Origin of the sequence: Streptococcus sp. 544 (assembly GCF_013277385.1) — a bacterium.
In the GTDB taxonomy this organism is placed as follows: Bacteria; Bacillota; Bacilli; order Lactobacillales; family Streptococcaceae; genus Streptococcus; species Streptococcus mitis_BA.
In genome coordinates, this window is sequence record NZ_VMMU01000003.1 from 16,304 (window position 1) to 41,610 (window position 25,307).

The following is a 25,307-nucleotide window of genomic DNA, read 5'->3' on the forward strand; positions in this document are numbered from 1 at the left end:
AGAAAGAAGATGACTACAAAAAAGCGTGTCCTTAGTGCAGGCCTGACTGTTGCGGCTGCTTTGCTTTTAGCTGCTTGCGGACAATCAGGTTCAGATACAAAAACTTACTCATCAACCTTTAGTGGAAATCCAACTACATTTAACTATCTATTAGACTACTACGCTGATAATACGGCTATCATTACCAACCTAGTTGATGGTTTGCTTGAAAATGACAACCATGGAAACCTAGTTCCATCTTTGGCAGAAGACTGGTCTGTTTCGAGCGACGGTCTGACTTATACCTACAAATTGAGAAAAGATGCCAAATGGTTCACAGCTGACGGTGAAGAGTATGCCCCAGTCAAGGCACAAGATTTTGTGACAGGTATTAAGTATGCAGTGGATAATAAATCACAGGCCATTGACTTGGTTCAAAACTCGATCAAGGGCTTGAATGATTATATTACAGGAGCAGATTCTGACTTTTCTAAGGTTGGGGTGAAGGTCATTGACGACCAGACTGTTGAGTATACTTTGGCACGCCCAGAACCTTACTGGAACTCAAAAACAACCAATAGTATTCTTTTCCCAGTAAACGAAGAGTTTCTAAACTCAAAAGGCAAAGATTTTGGGACCCTATCTCCAGATAGCATTCTCTACAGCGGACCTTATTTGTTAAAAGATTTCACATCAAAATCATCGATCGAGTATGTGAAGAACCCGCATTACTATGATCATGACAAAGTATCAATTGAACATGTGAAATTGGCTTATTTTGATGGCTCAGACCAAGAATTGACCATCCGTAACTTTGAAAGTGGCGCTTATTCAATCGCTGGGGTTTATCCAAATAGTTCTAACTTCGCCAAGACCAAGGAGAAATATAAGGATAATATCGTCTATAGCTTGCAGGACAAGACTTCTTGGTATTTCAATTTCAACGTCAACCGTAAGGCCTACAATCACACTGCTAAAACGACAGATGAGCAGAAGAAGTCAACTGAGACAGCTGTCTTGAACAAGAAGTTCCGCCAAGCAGTGAACTTCGCCTTGGACCGCACAGCCTATTCTGCCCAGTCAAATGGGGAAGAGGCGGCTAGCAAGACCCTTCGTAACACCTTGGTTCCTCCTACATTTGTCCAAGTTGGAGACAAGACCTTTGGAGAAGTAGTCGCTTCTAAATTGGTCAACTATGGTACAGAATGGTCAGGTATTAACTTGGCAGATGCTCAGGATGCCTATTTCAACAAAGAAAAAGCCCAAGCAAAATTTGCGGAAGCTAAAAAAGAATTGACAAGTCAAGGTGTGGCCTTCCCAATTCACTTGGATGTGGCGGTTGATCAGACAAGTAAAAATGCCGTGACAGGTATGAACTCAGTTAAGCAGACCCTTGAGTCAGTTTTAGGTGCTGATAACATTGTCATTGATGTTCAGCAACTTTCAACAGATGATTTTAATAATATAGCCTTCTTAGCACCGACAGCAGCTGATCGTGACTACGATTTGAACTTTGATGGTTGGGTGGGTGACTATCAGGATCCATCAACTTATCTCAATCCTTTCAATGCAGAGGATGGATTCTACCTTAAGATTTTTGGACTAGATGCCAAGGAAGATAAGGAAAAAATCACTAGTCTAGGTCTTGATACCTACACTAAGATGCTCAAAGATGCAGATAGTGAAAATAAAGATGTAGCCAAACGCTATGAAAAATATGCTGAAGCACAGGCTTGGATGATTGACAATTCTCTGATTATGTCAGCTATGTCAAGTGGTGGAACAGCATCTGTAACCAAAGTAACGCCATTTACAAGAGGCTATTCATTGGTTGGTATCAAGGGTGATGGCAATAACTACAAGTACATGAAACTGCAAAAAGACACTGTGACGACCAAACAGTTTGAAGAAGCTAAGACTAAATGGGAGCAAGAAAGCAAAAAAGCTATCGAAAAAGCCCAAAAAGAAGCAGAAAATCATGTTAAATAATGGGAAATAGCTTTTTAAGGAGAATTATAAAGACAAACATCAGTTTTGGTGCTTGTCTTTTTAAATCACTCGGCTATTGAAAACTGAGAAATGATTTGTTTTGTGCTAAAATAGATTGAAACGAATACTCAATAAAAATCAAAGAGTAACTGGGAAGTTAGCTCAAAGTACAGCTTTGAGGTGGTAGATAGAACTGACGAAGTCAGCTCAAAATACTGTTTTGAGGTTGCAGATGGACGCTGACATGGTTTGAAGAGATTTTCGAAGAGTATAAGATTCTCTCTTTTACTATAGTTAAGGAGATGTAAAGATAAATGACAAGGAAGAGACTATGTACGATTATCTAATCGTTGGCGCTGGTTTGTCGGGAGCAATTTTTGCTTATGAGGCGACTAAGCGTGGAAAAAAAGTAAAAGTTATTGATAAACGTGACCACATTGGTGGGAATATCTATTGTGAGAGTGTAGAAGGGGTTAATGTTCATAAATATGGTGCCCATATCTTCCATACTTCTAATAAAAAAGTGTGGGATTATGTTAATCAATTTGCTGAATTTAACAACTACATCAACTCGCCTGTAGCTAATTACAAGGGTAGCCTTTATAATCTACCTTTCAATATGAATACTTTCTATGCTATGTGGGGGACAAAAACTCCTCAAGAAGTCAAAGATAAGATTGCTGAGCAAACGGCTCACATGAAGGACGTTGAACCTAAAAACTTGGAAGAACAGGCTATCAAGTTGATCGGTCCAGATATTTATGAAAAGTTGATTAAAGGATACACTGAAAAGCAATGGGGACGTTCTGCGACTGACCTTCCACCCTTTATCATCAAACGTCTACCAGTTCGTTTGACTTTTGATAATAACTACTTTAATGACCGTTACCAAGGGATTCCAATTGGGGGGTATAACGTTATCATCGAAAATATGCTCAAGGATGTAGAAATAGAACTTGGCCTTGACTTTTTTGCCAATCGTCAAGAACTAGAAGCTTCAGCTGAAAAGCTTGTCTTTACGGGGATGATTGACCAATACTTCGATTATAAACATGGTGAGTTAGAATACCGTAGTCTTCGTTTTGAGCATGAAGTTTTAGATGAAGAAAACTATCAAGGAAATGCTGTAGTGAACTACACAGAACGAGAAATTCCTTATACTCGCATTATTGAGCATAAACATTTTGAGTACGGAACACAAGCTAAAACGGTTATTACTCGTGAATACCCAGCTGATTGGAAACGAGGAGATGAGCCTTATTATCCAATCAATGATGAGAGAAACAATGTCCTGTTTGCTAAATATCAAGAAGAAGCAGCACAGAATGATAAGGTCATTTTCTGTGGACGTTTGGCTGATTATAAATACTATGACATGCATGTGGTCATCGAACGGGCTTTGGAAGTGGTCGAGGAAGAGTTGGGACAATAATGCAAGGATTCTGTCATTTTAGAATCTTTGCTACTTAAGATTTTTAGAAGTAAGGTCAACAAGATTCTTTTCTGTTTATCAGAAGAGAACCTATGTTGGCTTTTTTGGCCTAAATGAACAATTTTATTTTTCAGAATATATCAAATATAACAAATAACTCTTAAAATTCAGAAAATTCTATTGACAGGACTTGAAAAAGAGTCTATAATGAATAAAAAAACAAAGGAGAATACTATGAAAACAAGAAAAGTATTGGCTCTTGCGGGAGTAACCTTATTAGCAGCTGGTGTTTTAGCTGCTTGTTCTGGGGGTTCAGGCGCTCAAGGTGAAAAAACCTTTGCATTTACCTACGAGACACATCCGGATAATCTCAACTATTTGACAACTGGTAAGGCAGCAACTTCTGAGATTACTAGTAATGTGATTGATGGATTGCTTGAAAATGATAAATACGGGAACCTTGTTCCTTCATTGGCAGAAGACTGGTCTGTCTCTAAGGATGGCTTGACTTATACTTATAAGATTCGTCAGGATGCCAAGTGGTATACATCTGAGGGAGAAGAGTATGCTCCTGTTAAGGCTCAGGACTTTGTAACAGGACTTAAATATGCAACAGATAAGAAAGCAGAAGCCCTTTACTTGGTACAGGATTCAATCAAAGGTCTGGATGCCTATGCCAAAGGTGAAATCACAGACTTTGCTCAAGTCGGGATTAAAGCGCTTGACGACCAAACAATCCAATACACCTTGAACAAACCTGAAACTTTTTGGAACTCAAAAACAACCATGGGTGTGCTTGCGCCAGTCAATGAAGAGTTTTTGAACTCAAAAGGGGATGATTTTGCCAAAGCGACGGATCCAAGTAGTCTCTTGTATAACGGCCCTTATTTGTTGAAATCCATTGTGACCAAATCCTCTGTTGAATTTGCGAAAAATCCGAACTATTGGGATAAGGACAATGTGCATATTGACAAGGTCAAATTGTCATTCTGGGATGGGCAAGATACCAGCAAACCAGCAGAAAACTTTAAAGATGGTAGCCTTACAGCAGCTCGTCTTTATCCAACAAGTGCAAGTTTCGCAGAGCTTGAGAAGAGTATGAAAGACAATATCGTCTATACGCAACAAGACTCTACGACTTATCTAGTAGGAACAAATATTGACCGTCAATCTTATAAACACACATCTAAGACTAGCGAAGAACAAAAGACATCTACTAAAAAGGCGCTCTTAAACAAGGATTTCCGTCAGGCTATTGCCTTTGGATTTGACCGTACAGCTTATGCCTCTCAGTTGAATGGAGAAACTGGAGCAAGCAAAATCTTGCGTAATCTCTTTGTGCCACCAACATTTGTTCAAGCAGATGGGAAAAACTTTGGCGATATGGTCAAAGAAAAATTAGTAACCTATGGGGATGAATGGAAGGATGTTAATCTGGCCGATTCACAAGATGGTCTCTACAATCCAGAAAAAGCCAAGGCTGAATTTGCTAAAGCTAAATCAGCTTTACAAGCAGAAGGTGTGACTTTCCCAATTCATTTGGATATGCCAGTTGACCAGACAGCAACTACAAAAGTTCAACGTGTCCAATCTATGAAACAATCCTTGGAAGCAACTTTAGGAACTGATAATGTCATTATTGATATCCAACAATTGCAAAAAGATGAATTGCTTAATGTAACTCTATTTGCCGAAAATGCTGCTGGCGAAGACTGGGATTTATCAGATAATGTCGGTTGGGGTCCAGACTTTGCCGATCCATCAACCTACCTTGATATTATCAAACCATCTGTAGGAGAAAGCACTAAAACATATTTAGGATTTGACTCAGGGGAAGATAATGTAGCTGCTAAAAAAGTAGGTCTATATGACTACGAAAAATTGGTTACTGAGGCTGGTGATGAGACTATAGATGTTGCTAAACGATATGATAAATACGCTGCAGCCCAAGCTTGGTTGACCGACAGTGCTTTGATCATCCCAACAACTTCTAAAACTGGTCGTCCAATCTTGTCTAAGATGGTACCATTTACAATACCATTTGCATTGTCAGGAAATAAAGGTACAAGTGACCCAGTCTTGTATAAATACCTTGAACTTCAAGACAAGGCAGTCACAGCAGATGAATATCAAAAAGCTCAAGATAAATGGATGAAAGAAAAAGCAGAATCCAATAAAAAAGCGCAAGAAGAACTCGCAAAACATGTGAAATAAGATAAAAAGAGACTGAGCAAAAAGTCCTTAAAAGAAAAACGCATATTGTCAGGTGATGAAGCCTTGATAGTATGCGTTTTATTGTGAAATGAGGAATGGTAGACTATAGCTGGTTGACACTGAACCGGTACACTCTTGTTTCAAATATTACAGTGTATTGAATCGAGACCGGCATATTGTAGCTCATAAAATATTTTTAGAAATTGATACTCTTAGAAAATCTCTTCAAACCACGTCAGCGTCCATCTGCAATCTCAGAACAGTGTTTTGAGCAAGATGCAGCTAGCTTCCTAGTTTGCTTTTTGCTTTTCATTGAGTATGATTTGAATTTTCTAATCAATTTGCTTAGTTTTTATAGTAGATTGAAGCTAGATTAGTACATCTTGATTTCTAAAACATTGTTAGAAATTGATTTGACTATACTGATTGATTTGTCCTGTTTTTATTTCACTTCACTATATTTCAATCTACTTTACTTGATTTCTGTATTTTATTTTGAAAATGAAAAAATCCTGAGTTTAGAGTTCTCAGGATTTTCTTCATCTTACTGTTGTGGTTGTTGTTGGACTTGAGGAGTCTGTGGAGCTGGATTTTGATTGGCTCCTGGTGCATTTGGTGCTTGATTTTGACCATTAGTACTAGCATCAGGACTTGTTACTGGTGCTTGACTAGTAGAGCTTTCTGCACTTGTTGATGAGCTTTCGGTTGAAGATGATTGGGATGTCGTTTCAGTCCAAGTCGGTCTTGCTCCATTTTGGAAAACAAACTGCCCATTTCGATAGATGCCATCTGGCATATTCCAGTCCTCTGGATTGCTTCCTTCAGACAGGTAGGTCATCATAGAGCGGTAAACTTTAGCAGCGACCGTAAGGCCATCGCCTACAAGTGGTGTCAGACGGTTAGAATAGCCTGTCCATACAGCCATTGCATATTTGCGGGTATACCCTACAAACATTTCATCTGGAGCTACGTAACCAGTGTTCTTGATATACTTTTCAATTTCTTCGTCAGTATAGTTAGAAGTACCTGTTTTACCTGCTTGTGGAAGCCAAGGTAGGTAGGCTCCACGTCCGATTCCGTATACTAAGACAGTTTTCATCATGTCGGTCATCATATAGGCTGTCGTTTCCTTCATGGCACGAGTTCCGACATTAGAGAACTCTTTTTCACTCCCATCACTAAAGACGACTTTATGGATATACATTGGTTTATAGTAAGTTCCACCATTTGCAAAGGCAGCGTAAGCAGCAGCCATCTTTTCACTACTTGCTCCATATTTTTTGTCTGACTCGGTTGTGTTACTTGAAATGGCATTTGAGTAGTGAAGACTTGGGTAGTCGATTCCGAGACCATTTAGGAAAGTCTTGGCACGGTTGAGTCCGACCTTGTTTAGCGTTTCCACGGCTGGGACGTTTCGCGATTGTTGCAGGGCGTATTGCAAGGTGATATTGCCAAAGTAGCCCCTATCCCAGTTATAAACAGGGGTATCTGTCCCAGGATAGTTATAGGGCTCATCGTGAACGATAGTAGCAGTTGAATCGTAGACACCGTATTCCAAGGCAGGAGCATAGTCTGTGATCGGTTTCATAGTTGATCCCCAGTCGCGGTTTGTTTCCACTGCTTGGTTAATTCCGAAGGAAACATTACTTGACTGATGGCGTGCTCCTAGCTGGGCAATGACTTTACCGTTAGAAACATCAACAATGGTAGAAGCGACTTGCAATTCATCGTCTGGATAGGCAACGTATTCGTCTGTATTGTAAATATCCCACAGATGTTTTTGAGCTTCTTGGTCTACATTTGTGTAGACATCCATCCCAGTTGTGAGCAGGTTATATCCTGTTTCTTCTTCAACTTGATTGATGACTTCCTTGAGGTAATTATCCATGTAAGCAGGGTAATTACTTGCTGATTTGAGACTTTGTAGTCCATCAGTAATTGGTGTATTGACTGCTTTCTCATACTGTTCAGCAGAGATGTAACCTTGATTTTTCATTTCAGATAAGACCAAGTTTCGGCGGTCTTGGGCTGCTTCTGGATGTGAATAGGGGTCATATTGGTTTGGTGCCTGAGGCATTCCAGCCAGCAAGGCTAACTGAGGTAAACTTAAATTATTGAGGTCTTTACCATAGTAGTTTTGAGCTGCTGTCTGCATTCCATAGTTGCCATTAGACATGTAGACCTTATTTATATAGTAGGTCAAGATTTCTTGCTTGGTTGCTTTTTGTTCTAACTGAATCGCTAACCAAGCTTCCTGAGCCTTACGAGAAATAGTCTGGTCGGAAGTCGAGGTTGAAAAGTAAGTCAACTTAATCAACTGTTGGGTGAGAGTTGATCCACCTTGGAGGGAATTGCTTTGCAGATTGCGCAAGAAAGCTCCCAGGATACGGATGGTATCAATCCCCCTGTGGTCGAAGAAGCGATGGTCTTCGATAGAAACGATTGCCTTAACCAAATCTGTGGGAATATCATTAGCTTGGGCATTGACGCGGCGTTCAGAACCCAAGTCAGCAATGAGTTGATTTTTATTGTCGTAGATTTTACTAGAGGTTGTTGCAACTAGTTTACTCTCGGATAGGCTAGGAGCCTTGCTAACGTAGTAGAAAAAAACTCCTCCGCCTAAGACAATGGCTGCGATAACCAAGCTTAAGAAGCTAATGCTCAGATACTTGATTAGGCGCAGAATCGTTGGTTTGTTCATCTTGTTTTACCACCTAATAAATGTTCTTTGATAACATTGAGATAAGGAATTTGAGGGAAGGCACCAGCCTTGATTTCATATCCATATTCTCGAATATATCCAAGTGGCATTGATTTTTGTCCCTTATCTTGATGATAGAAGCGAATCAAATCGAATGCCGGCAATAAGTAGGTTTCTTGCTGAGAAGAAAAGTGAAGAAGGACAAAGCAGATTCCTTGTTGGGCAAGGACTTGTTCCATATGCTGAATCTGATGTGGATGAAAATTTTTCATCGGAATCGCACGTTTTTGTTTTGTTTCCTTGGCTTCAAAGTCGATGTAATATCCATTATAAACGCCAGAATAGTCCGTCGTTGAAGCTTGTCGAAAATAGGCTTCAACAATCTTGGCACGACTTCGTTGTGGATAGTCCACTCGTACGATTTGAATAGGGGTTGGTTTCTTGTGTATAACAGCCAAGCCCTGAGACAAATAGTAGTCGTTGGTAGCATTGATCATCTTTTCAAAAGACATTCCTCGATTTGCGAAATTTTTGGGTTGAGAAAGAGATGGTTGTCTTTTTTGTGATGAAAGTTTATGTGGATAGTTGACCATAATTCTCCTTATTGGTACAATAACATCACTCTATTATACCATAAATTTGCACAGAAAGGGTTAAAAATGGCTACAGCTTTGGTTTTGGGCTATTCTGCTTTTGATTTGGGTTTGTTTTCTGATAAGGATCCTCGTCTTAAATTGATAAAAAAAGCAATACGTAAAGATTTAGAGGCTATGGCAGCAGATGGGGTGTCTTGGCTTGTGTTTACAGGAAGTTTGGGTTTTGAATATTGGGTTTTAGAGGTTGCTCAGGAGATGAAAACCGAGTACGGTTTCCAGTTGGCCACCATTTTTGCTTTTGAAACCCATGGGGAAAATTGGAATGAAGGCAATCAGATGAAACTGAGTCGTTTTAAGCAGGTAGACTTTGTCAAATATGCTTATCCTCGCTATGAGCACAAGGGGCAGTTAAGAGATTACCAGCAGTTTTTGCTGGAAAACACGACTAGTTCCTATCTTTTTTATGATGAAGAAAATGAGACGAAACTAGCTTATTTTTACCAAAAGATGAAAAATCAAGAGGACTATTTTATAAAGAGATTAACATTTGATCAATTAAATGAACTTGCTGAAAATTTTTCCGAAAATTGAAGCTTTGACCTTGATTTTTGTTTGCCTTTTTTTATATAATAATACTAGCAAGCGAGAATGGAGAGAGACATGACAAGTATTATTTTTTCAGCAAAAGATATTTTTGAACAAGAGTTTGGACGTGAAGTTCGTGGGTATAGCAAGGTAGAAGTTGATGAGTTTTTAGACGATGTCATCAAGGACTATGAAACCTATGCTGCCTTGGTCAAGTCACTTCGTCAGGAGATTGCGGATTTGAAGGAAGAACTAACTCGTAAACCGCAAGTGAGTTCGGCTCCAAGTCCTAGTCACCCAGATCCAATTGATGTGGCAGCTTCATCTTCTATGACGAATTTTGATATTTTGAAACGCTTGAATCGTCTTGAAAAAGAAGTATTCGGTAAACAAATTTTAGACAATACTGATTTGTAATTCAGGTCTTGTTACATGCAATTTTTGGATAATCGCGTGAGGAGAATTGCTTCTCATGAGGAAAGTCCATGCTAGCACAGGCTGTGATGCCTGTAGTGTTTGTGCTAGGCGAAACCATAAGCCTAGGGACGAGAAATCGTTACGGCAGTTGAAATGGCTAAGTCCTTGGATAGGTCAGAGTAGGCTTGAAAGTGCCACAGTGACGGAGTCTTTCTGGAAACAGAGAGAGTGGAACGCGGTAAACCCCTCAAGCTAGCAACCCAAATTTTGGTCGGGGCATGGAGTACGCGGAAACGAACGTAGTATTCTGACTGCTATCAGCTGTAAGCTGTTAGTGGTAGACAGATGATTATCGAAGGAAGTGGTCCTAGTCACTTCTGGAACAAAACATGGCTTATAAAAAATTGCATATAGGTTGGGGCTGAGAAATTTTCTCAACCTCATTTTTTAAAGTGGACATATAGAAAGGTCTTGCAAGACTGTAACATGAAAAAAGAATTTAATTTAATTGCAACTGTGGCAGCAGGGCTTGAAGCTGTTGTAGGACGAGAAGTGCGAGAGCTGGGCTACGATTGTCAGGTTGAAAATGGACGTGTTCGTTTTCAAGAAGACGTGAGAGCCATTATCGAAACCAACCTCTGGCTTCGGGCAGCAGACCGTATCAAGATTATCGTAGGAACGTTCCCGGCTAAGACTTTTGAAGAGCTGTTTCAGGGAGTTTTCGCTTTAGATTGGGAAAATTATTTACCACTCGGAGCTCGGTTCCCGATTTCAAAAGCCAAATGTGTTAAATCTAAACTACATAATGAACCCAGTGTTCAGGCTATTTCTAAGAAAGCTGTTGTTAAGAAATTGCAGAAACACTATGCTCGCCCAGAAGGGGTTCCTCTGATGGAGAATGGCCCAGAGTTTAAGATTGAGGTCTCTATTCTCAAAGATGTGGCAACTGTCATGATTGATACGACAGGCTCCAGTCTCTTTAAACGTGGTTATCGTACCGAAAAAGGCGGCGCTCCTATCAAGGAAAACATGGCAGCAGCCATTTTGCAACTCTCTAACTGGTATCCAGACAAGCCTTTGATTGATCCGACCTGTGGTTCGGGGACTTTCTGTATCGAGGCAGTCATGATTGCTCGAAAGATGGCACCAGGACTTCGTCGCTCTTTTGCATTTGAGGAATGGAACTGGGTCAGCGACCGCTTGATTCAAGAAGTGCGTACAGAAGCGGCTAAAAAAGTAGACCGTGAGCTGGAACTGGATATTATGGGCTGTGATATCGATGCACGTATGGTAGAAATTGCTAAAGCTAATGCTCAGGCAGCTGGTGTTGCAGGAGACATTACTTTTAAACAGATGCGCGTGCAGGATTTGCGTTCCGATAAAATCAATGGCGTGATTATCTCCAATCCGCCTTATGGAGAACGTTTATCAGATGATGCAGGGGTGACCAAGCTTTATGCTGAGATGGGTCAAGTATTTGCACCACTGAAAACTTGGAGCAAATTTATCCTAACTAGTGATGAAGCCTTTGAAAGCAAGTATGGTAGCCAAGCAGATAAGAAGCGTAAGTTATACAACGGAACCTTGAAAGTGGATCTGTATCAATATTTTGGTCAGCGTGTTAAACGGCAAGAGGTAAAATAGAAAGGGATACTCATGAGTAAAAAAAGACGAAATCGTCATAAAAAAGAAGGTCAAGAACCGCAATTTGATTTTGATGAAGCAAAAGAGCTAACAGTTGGTCAAGCTATTCGTAAAAATGAAGAAGTGGAAGCAGGAGTCTTGCCTGAGGATTCCATTTTGGACAAGTATGTTAAACAACACAAAGATGAAATCGAAGCAGATAAGTTTGCGACTCGCCAATACAAAAAAGAGGAGTTAGTTGAAACTCAGAGTCTGGATGATTTAATTCAAGAGATGCGTGAAGCTGTAGAAGAGTCAGAAGCTTCTTCGGAGGAAGTTCCATCTTCTGAAGACATCTTACCTCCCTTACCTCTGGACGATGAGGAGCAAGGCTTGGATCCTCTATTGCTAGAGGATGAAAATCCAACAGAAATGACTGAAGAAGTGGAAGAGGAGCAAAACCTTTCTCGTCTGGAACAAGAAGACTCAGAAAAGAAAAGCAAAAAAGGCTTTATTTTGACTGTCTTAGCGCTTGTATCAGTAATTATCTGTGTCAGTGCTTATTATGTCTACCGTCAAGTGAATCGCTCGACCAAGGAAATTGAAACTTCTCAATCAACTACAGCCAATCAATCAGATGTGGATGATTTTAATACACTTTATGACGCTTTCTATACAGACAGCAATAAAACGGCTTTGAAAAATAGCCAGTTTGATAAACTGAGTCAACTCAAGACTTTACTTGATAAGCTGGAAGGGAGTCGTGAACATACGCTTGCCAAATCTAAATATGATAGTCTAGCAACGCAAATCAAGGCTATTCAAGATGTCAATGCACAATTTGAAAAACCAGCTATTGTTGATGGTGTTTTGGATACCAATGCTAAAGCCAAATCGGATGCTAAATTTACAGATATTAAAACTGGAAATACGGAGCTTGATAAAGTGCTAGATAAGGCTATCAGCCTTGGTAAGAGCCAGCAAACAAGTACTTCTAGCTCAAGTTCAAGTCAAACTAGTAGCTCAAGCTCTAGTCAAGCAAGCTCAAATACGACCAGTGAGACAAGCCCAAGTAGTTCAAATGCTACCTCAAATGAGACTAGAAGTAGTCGCAGTGAAGTCAATATGGGTCTCTCGAGTGCAGGGGTTGCTGTTCAAAGAAGTGCCAGTCGTGTTGCCTATAATCAGTCTGCTATTGATGATAGTAACAACTCTGCTTGGGATTTTGCGGATGGTGTCTTGGAACAAATTCTAGCGACTTCACGTTCACGTGGCTATATCACTGGAGACCAATATATCCTTGAACGTGTCAATATCGTTAACGGCAATGGTTATTATAATCTCTACAAGCCAGATGGAACCTATCTCTTTACCCTTAACTGTAAGACAGGCTACTTTGTCGGAAATGGCGCTGGTCATGCGGATGACTTGGACTTCTAAGTAGTCGTTACAAAATTCTTTCTTTTCAAAAGTAAAAATGATAAAATAAAACAAATCAAACAAGAGGAGTGTCAAATGACAAAAGCTAACTTTGGTGTCGTAGGTATGGCCGTAATGGGTCGTAACCTTGCCCTTAATATTGAATCTCGTGGTTACACAGTTGCTATCTACAACCGTAGTAAAGAAAAAACTGAAGATGTAATTGCTTGCCATCCTGAAAAGAACTTTGTACCAAGCTATGACGTTGAAAGTTTTGTAAACTCAATCGAAAAACCTCGTCGTATCATGCTCATGGTTCAAGCTGGACCTGGTACGGATGCTACTATCCAAGCCCTTCTTCCACACCTTGACAAGGGTGATATCTTGATTGACGGTGGAAACACTTTCTACAAAGATACAATCCGTCGTAATGAAGAATTGGCAAACTCAGGTATCAACTTTATCGGTACTGGGGTTTCTGGTGGTGAAAAAGGTGCCCTTGAAGGTCCTTCTATCATGCCTGGTGGACAAAAAGAGGCCTACGAATTGGTTGCGGATGTTCTTGAAGAAATCTCAGCTAAAGCACCAGAAGATGGCAAACCATGTGTGACTTACATCGGTCCTGATGGAGCTGGTCACTATGTGAAAATGGTTCACAACGGTATCGAGTACGGTGATATGCAATTGATCGCAGAAAGCTATGACTTGATGCAACACTTGTTAGGCCTTTCTGCAGAAGACATGGCTGAAATCTTTACTGAGTGGAACAAGGGTGAATTGGACAGCTACTTGATTGAAATCACAGCTGATATCTTGAGCCGTAAAGACGACGAAGGTCAAGATGGACCAATCGTAGACTACATCCTTGATGCCGCAGGTAACAAGGGAACTGGTAAATGGACTAGTCAATCATCACTTGACCTTGGTGTGCCATTGTCACTAATCACTGAGTCAGTATTTGCACGTTACATTTCTACTTACAAAGAAGAACGTGTACATGCTAGCAAGGTTCTTCCAAAACCAGCTGACTTCAAATTTGAAGGAGACAAGGCTGAGTTGATTGAAAAGATTCGTCAAGCCCTTTACTTCTCAAAAATCATTTCATACGCACAAGGTTTTGCTCAATTGCGTGTAGCTTCTAAAGAAAACAACTGGAACTTGCCATTTGCAGACATCGCATCTATCTGGCGTGATGGCTGTATCATCCGTTCTCGTTTCTTGCAAAAGATTACAGATGCTTACAACCGTGATGCAGACCTTGCCAACCTTCTTTTGGATGAGTACTTCTTGGATGTTACTGCTAAGTATCAACAAGCAGTGCGTGATATCGTAGCTCTTGCTGTTCAAGCTGGTGTACCAGTCCCAACTTTCTCAGCAGCTATTACTTACTTTGATAGCTACCGTTCAGCTGACCTTCCAGCTAACTTGATCCAAGCGCAACGTGACTACTTTGGTGCCCACACTTACCAACGTAAAGACAAAGAAGGAACCTTCCACTACTCTTGGTATGACGAAAAATAAGTAGGTCTGCCATGGGGAAACGGATTTTATTACTTGAGAAAGAACGAAATCTAGCTCATTTTTTAAGTTTGGAACTCCAAAAAGAGCAATACCGAGTTGATCAGGTTGAGGAGGGGCAAAAAGCCCTCTCCATGGCTCTTCAGACAGACTATGACTTGATTTTATTGAATGCTCGTCTGGGGGATATGACAGCCCAGGATTTTGCAGATAAGCTGAGTCAGACTAAGCCAGCTTCAGTCATCATGGTCTTGGACCATCGCGAAGAATTGCAAGATCAGATTGAGACAATCCAACGCTTTGCCGTTTCTTACATCTATAAGCCGGTTATTATTGACAATTTGGTAGCTCGTATTTCAGCGATTTTCCGAGGTCGGGACTTCATCGATCAACACTGTAGTCAGATGAAGGTTCCAACGTCTTACCGCAATCTGCGTATGGATGTAGAACATCATACCGTTTATCGTGGCGAGGAGATGATTGCTCTGACCCGTCGTGAGTATGACCTTTTGGCTACTCTCATGGGAAGCAAGAAAGTTCTGACTCGTGAGCAGTTGTTGGAAAGTGTCTGGAAGTATGAAAGTGCGACAGAGACCAATATCGTGGATGTCTATATCCGTTATCTACGTAGCAAGCTTGATGTAAAAGGTCAAAAAAGCTACATTAAAACAGTACGTGGTGTTGGTTACACCATGCAAGAATAGAAAAGCAGTTGCAGTTATGTAACTGCTTTTTTTGAAAGATTTCTATATATTGACATGCAGTCGGGTCTTTGCTACAATCAGTTATGGAGGATAGGTCTAATGAAAATAATAAAAAAATTGATGCCAATCGCATTAGCAGTCTTTTTCTTTGGTTTGCTAGCGACAAGTGCAGTATTGGCGGATACTACAGGTGGACAGTTTGTTGATAAGGATAATAGAAAATATTATATAAAAGATGACCATAAAGCAATCTATTGGCATAAAATAGACGGTAAAACCTACTATTTTGGTGATAGTGGAGAAATGGTAGTCGGTTGGCAATACTTAGAAATCCCTGGGACAGGTTATCGTGATGATTTATTTGATAATCGACCAGTTTTCGAAATTGCCCTTCAACCGAAGTGGTACTACTTTGGACAAGATGGGGTGCTACAAGAATTTGTTGGATGGAAACAATTAGAAGTTAAGGATTCGTTAAATGTTGGCAAAAAATATGGTGAAGGCTTTGAAGGCTCAGAAGTTCTTAAATTAGCAAATTATTACTTTGATCAAGACCATTCTTTAAAAACAGGTTGGCTTTATGATCAGTCTAACTGGTATTACTTAGCAAAAATAGGTTATTCAGGGAAAGACTACCTTGGGGGTGAAAGACGTGCAGGTTGGATCAATGATAATTCAACTTGGTACTATCTAAATCCAGAAACTGGTATCATGCAAACTGGATGGAAACAACTTGGCAATAAGTGGTACTACCTCCGTTCATCAGGAGCCATGGCAACTGGCTGGTATCAGGAAGGCTCAACTTGGTATTATTTAGAGCAGTCAAATGGTGATATGAAAACGGGCTGGCAAAATCTTGCTAACAAATGGTACTATCTCCGTTCATCAGGAGCCATGGCAACTGGTTGGTATCAAGATGGTTCAACTTGGTCCTACCTAAATGCAAGTAATGGAGATATGAAGACAGGTTGGTTCCAGGTTAATGGCAAATGGTACTACGCTTATAGCTCAGGTACTTTGGCAGTAAATACGACTGTAGATGGCTATTCTGTCAATTATAATGGTGAATGGGTTCGATAAATAATGATAGTATTTTGTAATTTGAGATAAATTTTAAGTAAGAGTGCAGCTTCACGAAGTGATACTGGATAAAAAGTTTTTAAAATCAGAAAACCGCATATTATCAGGCGTCAAAAAATTGGCAAAAACTTGATAATATGCGGTTTATTGTGGAAAGATTTACTTATTTACTTATTTTTAACAAAATTGAGTTTTTGCCCAGTTTTACATGACATGTTTTAGAAAAAGGTATATAATGTTAGTGTAATATCAAGTGTTTTTTTGAAAGCATCACAATAATTACAATTTTAGGCTTAAAAATCGAACCTTCTTTAAATACTTAAATATTTAAGGGGGGGGTGTAAGTACCCATTTGTAAAAAAGAAATGAGGATGAAAATGAACTTTAAGTCAAGAAAATGTGAAGAAAACGGGAAAAAAGTTTTACGCTATTCTATTAGAAAACATCATTTGGGAGTAGCCAGTGTGGCAGTGGCTTCCGTATTATTTTTTGTAACTGGTGTGGCGACTGTTCAAGCGGATGGACCAGGAGCAGACGAACCAGTATCAGGCACACCAGCCCCACCAAGTACACCAGGTTCAGCAAGTACAACAAGCACACTAGGCACTTCTGGTGCTAATACTGGTGACACAGAAATAGAAAATACAAATACAAATACAAATACAGCTGCATCAACTGAGAGTAATGGAAACTCTCTTCAAGGAGTACCTCGTGCAGCGGAAGTAAGAAATGGAAATGATGTGCCTAGTACAACGCTAGGTAGTGATAGAGCTGTACCAACAGATATTAAGCCAGAGGATAGCGATGGAGCAAGAAATAATGAGGAAAAACCTAGAGGGCTTGAAAGAGCAACAGAACCAGCAAATTATGATGGTAAAGTAAGTCTTATTGGTCAATGGACAAGTGAATCACACGAAAAAAAAGATACTGAAAATACATATAAGAATGCTACAGATAAATTAGGGAGTCCCTTATCTAATCCAGGTCTTTTCCGTGGCGCTGCAAAAACTTTTCTTGGTTGGTCTGATATGCCGCCAGTAAATAGGAAAATTGCAGATGGTGCAAGACTGTTCTCGGCAGAAGACACTATAGCTACAGCCTTTCCGAATGGCTTGTCAGCTGATTCTAAGCTATATGGTGTTTATGCCAGTCTAAATGACCAAGATACACCTTTCCCTGCTGATAAATTTTCTATGGGATTTGCGATTATAGGTGGAATGAATAAATTTGCCATTAATGATAATAAGGTTCATATTGATACGAATGTAGAATCAGAAGAAGTATTACCTAATACTAATTTAAATAAAGAAATAAAAGACAAAGAAAAAAATACCCGCCGTATCATTGATGAGTATAAACCGGACAATAATGATACTACAAAAGTGAATGAAGTGGTTTTAAAAGCTGAGTTTGAAATGGATAAAACTACAGCGATGACTGTGTATAGAAATCCTCATGTAGGATATGTTGGTCCGGTTTTATCCAACACATACAAGGATAATAATTTTAAATTAGATGAAAAGAAAAAAACTTACACCTATGTAGACTTAAATGTGAATTTAGACAAAGATTTAGTTGTTCCGGAAAAATTATATGCAGAGTTTAATGGTTACTCATGGAGACCATTGTATGCTCTTGGAATTAAGGAAGATGGAACGAAGGAAATCCTAAATGTGTATTCAAAAGAAGGGACAGCCTTAGGAAATACAAAAGATAGCTTTAATTCAATCGTTAGTAATACGGACCCTAGAGTCACATTTGGTGTTGAAACTAAAGGTAACCATAATATAACATTTAGAATGATTCTTAGATCTTTAAACGGATATGATAGTAATAGATCGGAAAATGAACGAAATGAGCGTATAGCTGAGAGTGTAGTAAAACCGGATGAAGGTAAGTCTATTGCTGAAACAATTCTGCGAAATATGACACTTCGATCTCTTACATCAACAGAACTTAAAGCTTTATTCCCTAATAAGAGTGATGAAGAAATCAATCAGATGGTTGTTCGTATTAATCAAGATAAAGCCAAAGAGTTAGCAGATACAAATGGAAATACAGTACTAAAAGTAACAGGTTCTGTTGAGGGTAATGTTCATCCAAGTGCAGGTAGAATCGGTAGTGGCTGGTTAAGCCTGGATTCAGCTACAAATTTACCTATTAACAAAGTAGAAGCTAACGTTTTAGAACTAGGTTATGTTACATTTTATAATGTATCCTACCGATTCCAAAGTGGAACAGAGGGAAAAGTATTACCAGCAGTAATCGAAAACTATAAGCCAAAAGATACAGCTACTTACGAAAATGAAGCGAATGTAACACCAACACAACCGACAACTACAGAGTATATAGATGCAGAAAACGATGGAAAATGGGTCTTCAAAGGTTATGATGAAGCTAAAAAACAAGTAAACAAAGCAGATGTGGAGTTCATTGGAACATGGGTATTCGAAGCTAATAAATACGGTGTAACATACAAATTCGTTAGTGGAACAGAAGGTAAAGCATTACCAGCAGCAATAGAAGGCTATAAACCAACAGACCAAAACCGTTATGTAGATAAAGCAAATGTAGTTGCGATTAAACCAACTACAACAGAGTACAAAGTTGAAGCAGAGGATGGTAAATGGGTATTTAAAGGCTACGATAAAGATATTAAAGCAGTAAATGAAACAGATATAGAGTTTATAGGAACATGGGTATTCGAAGCTAATAAATACGGTGTAACATACAAATTTGAAAGTGGGACACCAGGTAAGACATTGCCAGCAGCAATAGAAGGCTATAAACCAACAGACCAAAACCGTTATGTAGATAAATCAAATGTAACAACAATTCAGCCAACAAAAACAGAGTATGTTGATACAGAAAATGATGGAAAATGGGTATTTAAAAAATACGATGCAGAAAGTAAAGCAGTAAATAAAGCAGATGTAGAATTTATAGGAACATGGGTATTTACAGCTAACGCACCGAAGCCGGAACCTAAGCCAGAGCCTAAGCCTGAACCGAAACCAGAGCCTAAGCCAGAACCAAAACCGGAGCCTAAGCCAGAACCAAAACCGGAGCCTAAGCCGGAGCCAAAACCAGAGCTTAAGCCAGAACCTAAGCCAGAACCGCAACCAACCCCAACTCCAACTCCTTCAGAGAATTGGAATCAAGGAAGTACTGAAGTGCATAAGCGGGATGAACTACCTCAGACAGGTAGTCAACAAGATGAATGGTTGGTAGCTCTAGGTGGTTTATCTATCCTAGGTGCTTTGACGGTATTTCCTAAAAAACGAGAAGAATAGGATATGCTAGAAATCGTTTAAATAATGAAATGATGGAAATATATCCCTATAATGGGAAAAGCGATTGTGAATGGAAACAATCGCTTTTTTTGTGAAAATATAATAAAATAGATAGGAAAGAATAAACACTTGTATGAAAAAATGAGACGGCTTTTTCGTCTAGTAAAAGGATAACATGACAAAAAAGGTTGGTGTCGGTCAGGCACATAGTAAGATTATTTTAATAGGGGAGCATGCGGTCGTTTACGGTTATCCGGCCATTTCCCTGCCTCTTTTGGAGGTGGAGGTGACTTGTAAGGTAGTTCCTGCAGCGAGTCCTTGGCGTCTCTATGAGGAAGATACCTTGTCTATGGCAGTTTATGCTTCTCTGGAGTATTTGGATATCAAGGAAGCCTGCATTCGCTGTGAGATTGACTCGGCTATCCCTGAGAAGCGGGGAATGGGTTCGTCGGCTGCTATCAGCATAGCGGCCATTCGTGCGGTATTTGACTACTATGAGGCTGATCTGCCTCATGATGTATTGGAAATCTTGGTCAATAGGGCGGAGATGATTGCCCATATGAATCCTAGTGGTTTGGATGCCAAGACCTGTCTCAGTGACCAGCCTATTCGTTTTATTAAGAATGTAGGATTTACAGAGCTTGAGATGGATTTATCCGCCTATTTGGTGATTGCAGATACAGGCGTTTATGGTCACACTCGTGAAGCCATCCAAGTGGTTCAAAGTAAGGGAAAGGATGCCCTACCGTTTTTGCATGCTTTGGGAGAATTGACCCAGCAGGCAGAAGAAGCGATTACAAGAAAAGATGCTGAAGGACTGGGGCAAATCCTCAGTAAAGCACACTTGCATTTAAAAGCAATTGGTGTTAGTAGCCCAGAGGCGGATTCTCTAGTTGAAACGGCTCTTAGTCATGGTGCTCTGGGTGCTAAGATGAGCGGTGGTGGGCTTGGAGGCTGTATCATAGCCTTGGCAATCAATTTGACACACGCACAAGAACTAGCAGAAAGATTAGAAGAGAAAGGAGCTGTTAAGACATGGATAGAGAGCCTGTAACAGTACGTTCCTACGCAAATATTGCTATTATCAAATATTGGGGAAAGAAAAAAGAAAAAGAAATGGTGCCTGCTACTAGCAGTATTTCTTTGACTTTAGAAAATATGTACACGGAGACGACTTTGTCATCTCTATCGACGGATGCGACAGCTGATGCATTTTATATCAATGGTCAGCTACAAAATGAAGCGGAGCATGCCAAGATGAGTAAGATTATCGACCGTTACCGTCCAGAAGGTGAGGACTTTGTCCGTATCGATACTCAAAACAATATGCCTACCGCAGCGGGCCTGTCCTCAAGTTCTAGTGGTTTGTCCGCCTTGGTCAAGGCTTGCAACGCTTATTTCAAGCTTGGTTTGAATCGGAGTCAGTTGGCGCAGGAGGCTAAGTTTGCCTCAGGCTCTTCTTCTCGGAGTTTTTATGGACCGCTAGGTGCCTGGGACAAGGATAGCGGAGAGATTTACCCTGTAGAGACAGACCTGAAACTAGCTATGATTATGTTGGTGCTAGAAGACAAGAAAAAACCAATCTCTAGCCGTGACGGGATGAAACTTTGTGTGGAAACCTCGACGACTTTTGACGACTGGGTTCGTCAGTCTGAGAAGGATTATCAGGATATGCTGATTTATCTCAAGGAAAATGATTTTGCCAAGATTGGAGAATTAACGGAGAAAAATGCCCTGGCTATGCATGCTACGACAAAGACTGCTAGTCCAGCCTTTTCTTATCTGACGGATGCCTCTTATGAGGCTATGGACTTTGTTCGCCAGCTTCGTGAGCAAGGAGAGGCCTGCTACTTTACCATGGATGCTGGTCCCAATGTTAAGGTCCTCTGTCAGGAGAAAGACTTGGAGCATTTATCAGAAATCTTCGGTCAACGTTATCGCTTGATTGTGTCAAAAACAAAGGATTTGAGCCAAGATGATTGCTGTTAAAACTTGCGGAAAGCTCTATTGGGCAGGTGAATATGCTATTTTAGAGCCAGGGCAGTTGGCCTTGATAAAGGCTATCTCCATCTATATGAAGGGCGAGATTGCTTTTTCAGATAGTTATCGTATCTATTCGGATATGTTTGATTTCGCAGTGGATTTGACGCCAAATCCTGACTATAGCTTGATTCAAGAAACGATTGCTTTAGTGGAAGATTTCCTTGTTTATCGTGGGCAAACCTTGCGACCTTTTTCTCTAGAAATTCGTGGAAAAATGGAACGAGAAGGGAAAAAGTTTGGTCTAGGTTCTAGCGGTAGCATCGTTGTCTTGGTTATCAAGGCTCTGCTTGCTCTATATGATCTTTCGGTTAATCAAGATCTCTTGTTTAAGCTGGCTAGTGCTGTCTTGCTCAAGCGAGGAGACAATGGTTCCATGGGCGACCTTGCCTGTATTGTAGCAGAGGATTTGGTTCTCTACCAGTCATTTAATCGCCAGAAGGTGGCTGCTTGGTTGGAAGAAGAAAACTTGACGACAGTTTTGGAGCGTGAGTGGGGCTTTTCCATCTTACAAGTGAAACCTGCCCTAGAATGTGATTTCCTAGTGGGATGGACCAAGGAAGTAGCTGTGTCTAGTAACATGGTTCAGCAAATCAAGCAAAATATCAATCAGAATTTTTTAAGTTCCTCAAAAGAAACGGTGGCTTCTTTGGTAGAAGCCTTGGAGCAAGGGAATGCAGAAAAAATCATTGAGCAGGTGGAAACAGCCAGTCAGCTTTTAGAAGGTTTGAGTACAGATATTTACACGCCTTCGCTTAGACAGTTGAAAGAAGCCAGTCAAGATTTGCAGGCTGTTGCTAAGAGTAGCGGCGCTGGTGGTGGTGATTGTGGTATTGCCTTGAGTTTTGATGAGCAATCAACTGAAACCCTAAAAAACCGTTGGGCCGATCTGGGGATTGAGCTTTTATACCAAGAAAGGATAGGACATGACGACAAATCGTAAGGATGAGCACATCCGCTATGCCCTTGAGCAGAAAAGTTCCTATAATAGCTTTGATGAGGTGGAGTTGATTCATTCTTCCTTGCCTCTTTACGACCTGGATGAAGTCAATCTGTCGACAGAGTTCGCTGGTCGAAAGTGGGCTTTTCCTTTTTATATCAATGCCATGACAGGTGGGAGTGAAAAAGGTAAAGAAATCAATCAAAAACTAGCTCAGGTGGCGGAAGCCTGTGGTATTTTATTTGTGACAGGCTCTTATAGTGCGGCTCTCAAAGATCCATCAGATGCCTCTTTTTCTGTCAAGTCTAGTCATCCAAATCTCCTTCTTGGAACCAATATTGGATTAGACAAGCCTGTCGAGTTAGGACTTCAGACGGTAGAAGAAATGAATCCTCTTCTCCTACAAGTGCATGTCAATGTCATGCAGGAATTACTCATGCCTGAGGGAGAAAGGAAGTTCAGAAGCTGGCAATCGAATCTAGCAGACTATAGCAAGCAAATCCCTGTTCCGATTGCCCTCAAGGAAGTGGGCTTTGGAATGGATGCCAAGACCATCGAAAGAGCCTATGAACTAGGCGTTCGAACTGTTGATCTATCAGGTCGTGGTGGCACCAGCTTTGCTTATATCGAAAACCGTCGCAGTGGTCAGCGTGATTATCTTAATCAATGGGGCCAGTCCACCATGCAGGCCCTTCTCAATGCCCAAGAATGGAAAGACAAGGTCGAACTCTTAGTTAGTGGAGGGGTTCGGAATCCGCTGGATATGATTAAGTGCTTGGTCTTTGGTGCTAAGGCTGTAGGACTGTCTCGAACAGTTCTAGAATTGGTTGAAAGCTACACAGTCGAAGAAGTGATTGGCATTGTCCAAGGCTGGAAAGCAGATCTACGCTTGATTATGTGTGCTCTTAATTGTGCCACCATAGCAGATCTGCAAAAAGTAGACTATCTTCTTTATGGAAAATTAAAAGAAGCAAAGGATCAGATGAAAAAGGCGTAACCACCGCCTTTTTTCCATCTTTAGACTGAGGTGACTTTTTTGAATTGTGATAAAATAGAAAGCAGAGGATGAACTTATGAGAAAATTTAAAATCTTTTTATTTATCGAAACCTGTCTTTTGACAGGAGCTCTGATTTTGATGGTTTCAGAGCATTTTTCGCGTTTTCTGCTGATTTTATTCCTCTTTTTGCTTTTGATTCGTTATTACACTGGTAAAGAGGGCAATAATCTTCTTTTAGTGGTGGCAACCATTCTTTTCTTTTTCATCGTCATGCTCAATCCTTTTGTGATTTTAGCTATTTTTGTTGCGGTCATCTACAGCCTCTTTCTTCTTTATCCGATGATGAACCAGGAAAAAGAGCAGACCAATTTGGTTTTTGAAGAGGTGGTAACGGTTAAGAAGGAGAAAAATCGTTGGTTTGGAAATCTCCATCATTTTTCAAGCTACCAGACTTGCCAGTTTGATGATATCAATCTCTTTCGCCTCATGGGCAAGGACACTATTCATCTGGAGAGGGTCATCCTAACCAATCATGACAATGTCATTATCCTCAGAAAGATGGTAGGAACGACCAAAATCATTGTACCTGTAGATGTGGAAGTCAGCCTTAGCGTTAACTGTCTCTATGGTGATTTGACTTTTTTCAACCAGCCCAAGCGAGCCCTCCGCAATGAACACTATCATCAAGAAACAAGAGACTATCTCAAGAGTAACAAGAGTGTCAAGATTTTCTTGACTACTATGATTGGGGATGTGGAGGTGGTCAGAGGATGAAAAAACAAGCTTATGTAATCATTGTCCTCACCTCCTTCCTGTTTGTCTTATTTCTGTCCCACAGCTTGCTGGAAATCCTTGACTTTGACTGGTCTATCTTTCTGCACGATGTCGAAAAAACAGAAAAATTTATCTTTTTGTTGTTGGTATTCAGCATGTCCATGACCTGTCTCTTAGCCCTGTTTTGGAGAGGTATCGAAGAGCTTTCTCTAAGAAAAATGCAGACTAATCTCAAGCGTTTATTGGCAGGGCAAGAAGTGGTTCAGGTTGCAGATCCAGATTTGGATGCCAGTTTCAAGTCCTTGTCAGGTAAACTTAACCTTTTGACAGAGGCTCTTCAAAAAGCTGAAAATCATAGCCTTGCTCAGGAAGAGGAAATCATCGAGAAGGAACGGAAGCGAATTGCTCGGGATTTGCACGATACAGTCAGTCAGGAGTTGTTTGCGGCCCACATGATTTTATCGGGTATCAGTCAGCAGGCTTTGAAATTGGATAGAGAAAAGATGCAGCCCCAGTTGCAGAGTGTCACAGCTATTTTAGAAACAGCCCAGAAGGATTTGCGGGTCTTGCTCTTGCATTTGCGACCAGTTGAGCTGGAGCAGAAGAATCTGGTTGAGGGAATCCAAATCCTCTTAAAAGAGCTTGAGGACAAGAGTGATCTCAAGGTTGGTTTCAAGCATAATGTAACGAAATTGCCCAAGAAAATTGAGGAGCATATTTTCCGTATCCTGCAAGAGTTGATCAGCAATACCCTTCGCCATGCCCAGGCCTCTTGTTTAGATGTCTATCTCTATCAGACAGATGTTGAATTGCAACTGAAGGTGGTGGACAATGGAATTGGTTTTCAGTTAGGGAGTTTAGACGACTTGAGTTATGGACTGCGAAATATCAAGGAGCGGGTTGAAGATATGGCAGGGACGGTTCAGTTATTAACAGCTCCCAAGCAAGGGATGGCAATTGATATTCGTATTCCCCTGCTAGATAAGGAATGATAAAGGAGTAAAG

The 25,307-nt window shown here is 40.4% G+C and carries 19 protein-coding genes and 1 other RNA gene; 18 read left to right on the forward strand and 2 right to left on the reverse strand.

The window, feature by feature from the left end; translation table 11 throughout:
• Positions 1-9 precede the first annotated feature (9 nt).
• The 3 genes from HT728_RS01720 to HT728_RS01730 all read left to right on the forward strand — a co-directional run bounded on the left by HT728_RS01720 (position 10) and on the right by HT728_RS01730 (position 5,614).
• Positions 10-1,968 carry a peptide ABC transporter substrate-binding protein gene (locus tag HT728_RS01720; RefSeq protein WP_173233443.1) on the forward strand — a complete coding sequence of 653 codons (1,959 nt, stop codon included), beginning with the start codon at positions 10-12 and terminating at the stop codon, positions 1,966-1,968.
• A 331-nt stretch (positions 1,969-2,299) separates the two neighbouring features.
• Positions 2,300-3,400 carry a UDP-galactopyranose mutase gene (gene glf / locus HT728_RS01725; protein WP_173233445.1) on the forward strand — a complete coding sequence of 367 codons (1,101 nt, stop codon included), beginning with the start codon at positions 2,300-2,302 and terminating at the stop codon, positions 3,398-3,400.
• A 234-nt stretch (positions 3,401-3,634) separates the two neighbouring features.
• Positions 3,635-5,614, forward strand: coding sequence for a peptide ABC transporter substrate-binding protein (locus HT728_RS01730; RefSeq protein WP_173233446.1), 1,980 nt, complete (start codon positions 3,635-3,637; stop codon positions 5,612-5,614).
• Positions 5,615-6,158: 544 nt separating this feature from the next.
• Here HT728_RS01730 and pbp1a read toward each other — a convergent pair.
• Together pbp1a and recU are read right to left on the reverse strand one after the other, a co-directional pair.
• A complete protein-coding gene (gene pbp1a, locus HT728_RS01735; protein ID WP_001040008.1) occupies positions 6,159-8,315 on the reverse strand; it encodes a penicillin-binding protein PBP1A in 2,157 nt (718 codons plus the stop codon).
• A complete protein-coding gene (gene recU, locus HT728_RS01740; protein ID WP_000248774.1) occupies positions 8,312-8,908 on the reverse strand; it encodes a Holliday junction resolvase RecU in 597 nt (198 codons plus the stop codon). The genes pbp1a and recU overlap by 4 nt, the downstream gene beginning before the upstream one ends.
• A gap of 66 nt (positions 8,909-8,974) precedes the next feature.
• Between recU and HT728_RS01745 the strand changes: the two genes are divergently transcribed.
• The 15 genes from HT728_RS01745 (at position 8,975) to HT728_RS01815 (ending at position 25,294) form a co-directional block, all read left to right on the forward strand.
• Positions 8,975-9,502 (forward strand): DUF1273 domain-containing protein, encoded by a 528-nt coding sequence (locus HT728_RS01745; protein ID WP_000179549.1) that lies wholly within the window; start codon positions 8,975-8,977, stop codon positions 9,500-9,502.
• A 69-nt stretch (positions 9,503-9,571) separates the two neighbouring features.
• Positions 9,572-9,913, forward strand: coding sequence for a cell division regulator GpsB (gene gpsB / locus HT728_RS01750; protein ID WP_000200644.1), 342 nt, complete (start codon positions 9,572-9,574; stop codon positions 9,911-9,913).
• A 20-nt stretch (positions 9,914-9,933) separates the two neighbouring features.
• An RNA gene (rnpB, locus tag HT728_RS01755) (RNase P RNA component class B) lies at positions 9,934-10,315 on the forward strand.
• An 84-nt stretch (positions 10,316-10,399) separates the two neighbouring features.
• On the forward strand, positions 10,400-11,557 hold the full coding sequence (locus tag HT728_RS01760) for a class I SAM-dependent RNA methyltransferase (protein WP_173233448.1): 1,158 nt from the start codon (positions 10,400-10,402) through the stop codon (positions 11,555-11,557).
• Positions 11,558-11,569: 12 nt separating this feature from the next.
• A complete protein-coding gene (gene mapZ, locus HT728_RS01765) occupies positions 11,570-12,976 on the forward strand; it encodes a mid-cell-anchored protein MapZ (protein ID WP_173233450.1) in 1,407 nt (468 codons plus the stop codon).
• A gap of 75 nt (positions 12,977-13,051) precedes the next feature.
• Complete coding sequence (gene gndA / locus HT728_RS01770) at positions 13,052-14,476, forward strand: NADP-dependent phosphogluconate dehydrogenase (protein ID WP_000158785.1); 1,425 nt, start codon at positions 13,052-13,054, stop codon at positions 14,474-14,476.
• An 11-nt stretch (positions 14,477-14,487) separates the two neighbouring features.
• Positions 14,488-15,177: a response regulator transcription factor gene (locus tag HT728_RS01775; protein WP_173233452.1), complete on the forward strand. Its 690-nt coding sequence runs from the start codon at positions 14,488-14,490 to the stop codon at positions 15,175-15,177.
• Between the two features lie 99 nt (positions 15,178-15,276).
• Positions 15,277-16,257 (forward strand): N-acetylmuramoyl-L-alanine amidase family protein, encoded by a 981-nt coding sequence (locus tag HT728_RS01780; RefSeq protein ID WP_173233453.1) that lies wholly within the window; start codon positions 15,277-15,279, stop codon positions 16,255-16,257.
• Positions 16,258-16,634: 377 nt separating this feature from the next.
• Positions 16,635-19,550 carry an SHIRT domain-containing protein gene (locus tag HT728_RS01785; RefSeq protein ID WP_173233455.1) on the forward strand — a complete coding sequence of 972 codons (2,916 nt, stop codon included), beginning with the start codon at positions 16,635-16,637 and terminating at the stop codon, positions 19,548-19,550.
• 175 nt (positions 19,551-19,725) lie between these two features.
• Positions 19,726-20,604, forward strand: coding sequence for a mevalonate kinase (gene mvk / locus HT728_RS01790; protein ID WP_173233457.1), 879 nt, complete (start codon positions 19,726-19,728; stop codon positions 20,602-20,604).
• Positions 20,586-21,539 (forward strand): diphosphomevalonate decarboxylase, encoded by a 954-nt coding sequence (gene mvaD, locus HT728_RS01795; protein ID WP_173233459.1) that lies wholly within the window; start codon positions 20,586-20,588, stop codon positions 21,537-21,539. Before mvk ends, mvaD begins: the two co-directional genes overlap by 19 nt.
• Positions 21,526-22,533, forward strand: coding sequence for a phosphomevalonate kinase (locus tag HT728_RS01800; RefSeq protein WP_112444366.1), 1,008 nt, complete (start codon positions 21,526-21,528; stop codon positions 22,531-22,533). The genes mvaD and HT728_RS01800 overlap by 14 nt, the downstream gene beginning before the upstream one ends.
• Entirely contained in the window at positions 22,517-23,527 is a 1,011-nt protein-coding gene (gene fni / locus HT728_RS01805) for a type 2 isopentenyl-diphosphate Delta-isomerase (RefSeq protein ID WP_050141812.1), read from the forward strand. The genes HT728_RS01800 and fni overlap by 17 nt, the downstream gene beginning before the upstream one ends.
• 76 nt (positions 23,528-23,603) lie before the next feature.
• Positions 23,604-24,302: a cell wall-active antibiotics response protein LiaF gene (gene liaF / locus HT728_RS01810; RefSeq protein WP_084929911.1), complete on the forward strand. Its 699-nt coding sequence runs from the start codon at positions 23,604-23,606 to the stop codon at positions 24,300-24,302.
• Entirely contained in the window at positions 24,299-25,294 is a 996-nt protein-coding gene (locus HT728_RS01815) for a sensor histidine kinase (protein WP_112444368.1), read from the forward strand. Before liaF ends, HT728_RS01815 begins: the two co-directional genes overlap by 4 nt.
• Positions 25,295-25,307: the final 13 nt, after the last annotated feature.